This is a genomic window from Bradyrhizobium uaiense (assembly GCF_010811875.1).
GTDB classification, from domain to species: domain Bacteria; phylum Pseudomonadota; class Alphaproteobacteria; order Rhizobiales; family Xanthobacteraceae; genus Bradyrhizobium; species Bradyrhizobium uaiense.
In genome coordinates this window covers 7,501-12,963 of sequence record NZ_VKHP01000252.1, presented here as the reverse complement: position 1 = coordinate 12,963, position 5,463 = coordinate 7,501, and the positions used below count along the sequence as shown (strand labels likewise).

Below are 5,463 nucleotides of genomic sequence, written 5' to 3'. Positions count from 1 at the left end.
CGCGGGCTGTCCTCCCCCGCAAGGGGCGGTATCCGTGAGACACACCGCGACGATCAACGCGTGAGGTGAGCACACGGATCAGGCTCCCTCCCCCCTTGCGGGGGAGGGTCAGGGAGAGGGGTGCCGCTTGCTCCGCTGGAGAATTGAGACTGCCCCATCACCGCAACCGACGCGATCACGGCCGCCGAATCTCGGAAGAAATGAATATTCCTCAATCGGTTAGCGGCGCCGCAAACTGACGCCTTGACCGCTCTCACAACCCGCAGTAGCTTCATCTCGGAATACGGAATTCCGTATTCCATATTGGACTGATGGCATGATCCCGTTGGACCCGCTTCCGAACCTCATCGACCAGGTCTATGGGCGGCTGCTCGAAGCGATCATCGACCGCTCGCTGCTGCCCGGTCAGCGCATCACCCAGAACGAACTTGCCGAACGGCTCGGCGTCTCACGCCAGCCGATCTCGCACGCGCTGCATCTGTTGCATCGTCAGGGCCTCGTCGCCGAAAGCGGCAAGCGCGGCTTCGAGGTGACGCAGCTCGATCCGCAGCGGATCCGCGAGCTCTATGAAGTTCGCGGCGCCATCGACGCGCTGGCGGCACGACTCGCGGCCGGCCGGGTCAGGGACGATCCCGCGGCCCGCGCACAGCTCGAGAGCGCGCTCGAAGCCGGACGCGCGATCGACGACAACGCTCCGCTGGCGCGCCTGATCGCGCTCGACGTCGACTTCCATAGCGCGATCTATCGGCTGGCGGGCAATTCCGCGATCGAGGAAATGATCACGCCGCAATGGCCGCATATGCGCCGCTCGATGGCGACCGTGCTCGCGGAGCTCGATTACCGCGGCAGCGCCTGGACCGAACACGAGACCATCGCTGCGCATATTTTCTCCGGCAATGCTGCCGCCGCCGAAGCCGCCGCACTGGCGCATGCGCAGACGGCAGGACGGATGACCGAGGAGAAGCTGAGGGCAATCGACGTGGCCGCGTGAACGAACAAAGCCGTCAAGCCCGGCCATGACGAAGAGAGAACAGAAGATAACAACAGGAGGAAAGCAGCATGAAACTGACCCCGGAGCAGATCGAATTTTTCCATCGCGAAGGCTGGCTGTTCCTGCCCGAACTGTTCAACCAGGAAGAGGTCGACTTGCTCGCGCGCGAGGCGGTCTCGATCTATGACGCCAACCGCCCCGAGGTGTGGCGCGAGAAGAGCGGCGCGCCGCGCACCGCCTTTGCCGCGCATCTCTACAACGAGGCGTTCGGCCTCCTCGGCGCCCATCCGCGCATGATCGACCCGATCGAGCAGCTGTTCGGCGAGAAGGTCTACATGCATCAGTTCAAGATCAACGCGAAGGCGGCCTTCACCGGCGACGTCTGGCAGTGGCACCAGGATTACGGCACCTGGAAGCGCGACGACGGCATGCCGGAGCCGCGCGCGATGAACATCGCGATCTTCCTCGACGAGGTGATGCCGATCAACGGCCCGCTGATGCTGGTGCCGCAGAGCCAGTCCGCCGGCGACCTGAAAGCCTCGCACGATCTCGAGACCACGTCCTACCCGCTGTGGACGCTCGATGAGGAGACGGTGACCCGCCTCGTCAAGCAGGGCGGCATCGTCGCCCCGACCGGCAAGCCCGGCGGCATGCTGATGTTCCACGGCAATCTGGTGCATGGATCGAGCGGCAACATCACGCCCTACCCGCGCAAGATCGTCTATCTGACCTTGAACGCGGTCTCGAACTACATCCGTACCCCGACGCGGCCCGACTACATCGCGCACCGCGACTTCACGCCGATCCAGACCGTCGCTGACGACGCGCTGTTGCGGCTCGCCCGTGCGCCGCGGCAGGCGGCGGAGTAAGCTCTCAGTCGTCATTCCGGGGCGCGACGAAGTCGCGCCCTCAGGTGCGCAATTGCGCACCGGAGAATGACGAGTTTTGAATAGTCGCGCGCTCCCCCGTGCGACTGCAGCATTGGTAACCAGCACATGAACCTGCATCACCTCCTCAAAACCCGCGCCGCCGCCGGCAAGCCGGTGCGCGTTGTCCTGATCGGCGCCGGAAAATTCGGCTCGATGTTCCTGTCGCAGGTGCCGCACACGCCGGGGCTCGAAGTGCCTGTGATCGTCGATCTCGACCGCGACCGCGCGCGCGAGGCGTGCCGCACGGTCGGCTGGGACGACGCACGGATCAATGCGACCACCTTCACCGATGACGGCGCGCGGGCGATCGCCGGCGGCGCATTCGACGTCGTGGTGGAAGCGACCGGCAATCCCGCCGTCGGCATCCGCCATGCCCGCGCGGCGATATCAGCCGGCAAGCATGTCGTGATGGTCAATGTCGAGGCCGACGTGCTGGCCGGACCGCTGCTCGCCGAAGAAGCGCGCAAGGCCGGCGTGGTTTATTCGCTCGCCTATGGCGACCAGCCGGCGCTGACTGCGGAGATGGTCGACTGGGCGCGCGCCACGGGCTTTCGCGTCGTCGCCGCCGGCAAGGGCACCAAATATCTGCCGGCCTATCACGACGTGACGCCGGAGGGCGTGTGGCAGCATTACGGGCTCACCGCGGGCGAAGCGCAATCCGCCGGCATGAACCCGCAGATGTTCAACTCCTTCCTCGACGGCACCAAATCCGCGATCGAGATGGCGGCGATCGCCAACGCCTGCACGCTCGACGTGCCGTCGGAAGGCTTGCTGTTTCCGCCCTGCGGCGTCGACGACCTGCCGCATGTGATGCGGCCGCGCGACAAGGGCGGCGTGCTGGAAAAATCCGGCATCGTCGAGGTGGTGTCGTCGCTGGAGCGCGACGGCCGTCCGGTGTTTCGCGATCTGCGCTGGGGTGTCTATGTGGTGCTGGAGGCGCCGAATGATTATGCCGCCGATTGCTTCAAGCAGTACGGCCTCAAGACCGACTCATCCGGCCGCTATGCGGCGATGTACAAGCCGTATCACCTGATCGGGCTTGAGCTGAACATCTCCGTGCTGTCGGCGGCGCTGCGCAACGAGCCGACCGGGCAGCCGCGCGGCTTCCGCGGCGACGTCGCAGCGGTGGCGAAACGCAATCTGCGCGCCGGCGAGATGCTCGACGGCGAAGGCGGCTACACGGTGTGGGGCAAGCTGATGCCCGCCTCCGCCAGCCTCGCCGCCGGCGCACTGCCGATCGGGCTCGCGCATCGCGTCAAGCTGAAGAACGACGTCGCCCACGGGGCTGTCGTGCGCTGGAACGACGTCGAGGTCGACGAGAGCAACGACACGATCAAGACGCGCAAGGCGATGGAGCAGGCGTTTTCGCGGTAGTGTCTTCGTTCACCTCTCCCCGCTCTTTGCGGGGAGAGGTCGGATCGCATCGCAAGATGCGATCCGGGTGAGGGGCGAGGCAGGCTGCTCAACAAACAGCAAAGTGCCCGCCGGATGGATGCCCCTCACCCCGCCCTCTCCCCGCAAGAGCGGGGCGAGGGAGAAGAGAGAGCGCGCCGAACAACTACGGCAGCAGCCGGCCCGCCTTCGCCAGCTTGAACCACTTCCGGAACATCGCCTCGGTGTCCATCATCTCGGTGAAGCCGGCCTGGTTGATCTTCACCGTCGACACGATCGAGGGCGGACCCGACTCAGTTTGGCCATAGCGCATGCTGTAATCGGCATATTGGAACGACAGGCCGACGAACTCTTCCAGACCGGGCGCGATCAGATCGTGCTTCCTACGCAGCTCGTCCCAGCGCGGAATCCACTTCGGATATTCCTGCGCCAGCGACAGCGGCACATGCCGGCCGGGCGCCATCTCGAGCGCATCTGCGACCGCCGGCCAGATATTTTCCCAAGTGAAGACGTCGCCATTGGTGACGTTGAACGCTTCATTGCGCGCGGTCTCGGCATCGCCCGACCAGGCGATTGCGCGCGCCAGGAGATCGACGTCGACCGCCTGCGCGACGCGCGGCGCGCCGCCGGGATAATCCAGCGGCCTGCCCTGCTCGCGCAGCACCGCCGCATAGACGCCGAGCGGCGGGATCAGATCCATCGCGCCGCCCATGGCTTCGCCGATGATCAGCACCGGGCGCAGGATGCTCCAGTGCCAGCGCTTGCCCCGCTGCAGCTCACGCAGGAAATTCTCCTGCGCCCAATAGAAATTCGGTTGCTCGTACATTTCGGAGCGCCCCTCGCGCGCCGGCACGGTGAGCGGCCGGACATGCACGCCATAGGCCTTGGTGCCCTGCAGCAGCGCGACATGCTTGAGATCAGGCGCTGCGGGTTCGAGCACGCCCATCAGATTGCGCAGCATCCGGTCGTTGGTCTCGATCTGCCCGGCATCGCGCCAGCCATCGACGAGGCTGGGCGCCTCATAGAGCGCGGCATAGATCAGATGCGTCGCACCGCCGAGTTCGGCCGCGGCGCGGCGGCAATCCTCGGCGCTGGTGAGGTCGATCGGCACATGCCGCGCGCCATAGAGACCGCGCGGCTTACGGCGCGACAACGCAATGCGCTCGCAATCATCGGATGCTCCGAAGTGCCGCAAAGCGGCGCTGCCCACGAGGCCGGTCGCGCCGGCAATCACGACTTTCTTGTTGGCCATGTCCTTGAACTCCCGTCAACTCACCTGCCTTGCGTAGCAGATTGCGGCAGGACCGACAGGTATCGGATGAGACCCGCAGCGCCGATTTTCCCTCGCACCTGCAATGCGTGAGATACAAAAAAAGCCCCGGAGAATTTCTCCGGGGCTCTTTCTTGATTCGGCTTCGATTCGGATGACGGCTCAGTTGTCGTCGCTGCCGCCGAACTCTTCCATCAGCTTGTCGTAGCTCTTGGTCACGAGATCGATATTGCCCTTGTTCTCGACCGCGGGCGGCGGCGATTTCAGGGCTTCGTTGAGGTCGGCGAGCGCATCCTTCTTGTCCTTGGCCGACATCTTCTTGTCGGCCTGGACCTGGGCGATCTGCGCTTTCACCACGGCCTCGGGACCGACATACTTCTTGGTCTGCGGATCGAAGCCGCCGAGCACCAGCGAGATGTTGTCGACGACGCTGTTGTACTCGTCATAGCCGGCGAAGCCGTTCTTCTTGGCGATGGCCTCGAGCTGGGCAACGACCTTCGGATCGGGCTTGGCGTCCTGCGAAAGTTTTGCGGTGATCGGGTCCATTTCCTTGGCAGCGGCGATCGCACCGTCGATCTGCTTGTCGGTCAGCGCGATCTGCTTGATCGGCGCGGCCTGATCCTGGGCCGGAGCAGCAGCCTGTGCGGGCGCCGGCGCCATCTGCTGCTTGGCCTGCGCGAATGCGCCGCTGTTCGACGCTGCGGTGAAGGACGTCGCAAGACACGCGACGCTCAACGCAGCAAGTACGGGACGGACGATCTCACGCATGGAAGTCTCCTTGTTGAGGCAGGTTTGTCGCCGAGCTTCTTGAGTGGAACTAGTACGGAAATCGAAATGAACGGCCCATGAACTTTGGTCGTAGACGATGACCGGCAATCGTG

The 5,463-nt window shown here is 64.7% G+C and carries 5 protein-coding genes; 3 read left to right on the top strand and 2 right to left on the bottom strand.

The genetic code is table 11. The features are described 5' to 3' along the window. The first annotated feature begins 316 nt into the window (after window positions 1-316). The 3 genes from FNJ47_RS38455 to FNJ47_RS38445 all read left to right on the top strand — a co-directional run bounded on the left by FNJ47_RS38455 (window position 317) and on the right by FNJ47_RS38445 (window position 3,294). Window positions 317-991, top strand: a complete 675-nt coding sequence (locus FNJ47_RS38455) for a GntR family transcriptional regulator (protein WP_163161046.1) — start codon at window positions 317-319, stop codon at window positions 989-991. A 68-nt stretch (window positions 992-1,059) separates the two neighbouring features. Then, window positions 1,060-1,860: a phytanoyl-CoA dioxygenase family protein gene (locus tag FNJ47_RS38450; protein ID WP_163161045.1), complete on the top strand. Its 801-nt coding sequence runs from the start codon at window positions 1,060-1,062 to the stop codon at window positions 1,858-1,860. 126 nt (window positions 1,861-1,986) lie between these two features. Next, window positions 1,987-3,294: an NAD(P)H-dependent oxidoreductase gene (locus FNJ47_RS38445; RefSeq protein WP_163161044.1), complete on the top strand. Its 1,308-nt coding sequence runs from the start codon at window positions 1,987-1,989 to the stop codon at window positions 3,292-3,294. A gap of 184 nt (window positions 3,295-3,478) precedes the next feature. On the opposite strand, the gene FNJ47_RS38440 is transcribed toward FNJ47_RS38445, so the two are convergent. Continuing rightward, on the bottom strand, window positions 3,479-4,564 hold the full coding sequence (locus FNJ47_RS38440; RefSeq protein ID WP_163161043.1) for an NAD-dependent epimerase/dehydratase family protein: 1,086 nt from the start codon (window positions 4,562-4,564) through the stop codon (window positions 3,479-3,481). A gap of 180 nt (window positions 4,565-4,744) precedes the next feature. Then, entirely contained in the window at window positions 4,745-5,350 is a 606-nt protein-coding gene (locus tag FNJ47_RS38435) for a hypothetical protein (protein WP_163161042.1), read from the bottom strand. Window positions 5,351-5,463 lie beyond the last annotated feature (113 nt).

Bases quoted from the DNA above. Each gene is read 5' to 3' on its own strand.
- FNJ47_RS38455 (WP_163161046.1), top strand. From the start codon at position 317: ATGATCCCGTTGGACCCGCTTCCGAACCTCATCGACCAGGTCTATGGG.
- FNJ47_RS38450 (WP_163161045.1), top strand. From the start codon at position 1,060: ATGAAACTGACCCCGGAGCAGATCGAATTTTTCCATCGCGAAGGCTGG.
- FNJ47_RS38445 (WP_163161044.1), top strand. From the start codon at position 1,987: ATGAACCTGCATCACCTCCTCAAAACCCGCGCCGCCGCCGGCAAGCCG.
- FNJ47_RS38440 (WP_163161043.1), bottom strand. From the start codon at position 4,564: ATGGCCAACAAGAAAGTCGTGATTGCCGGCGCGACCGGCCTCGTGGGC.
- FNJ47_RS38435 (WP_163161042.1), bottom strand. From the start codon at position 5,350: ATGCGTGAGATCGTCCGTCCCGTACTTGCTGCGTTGAGCGTCGCGTGT.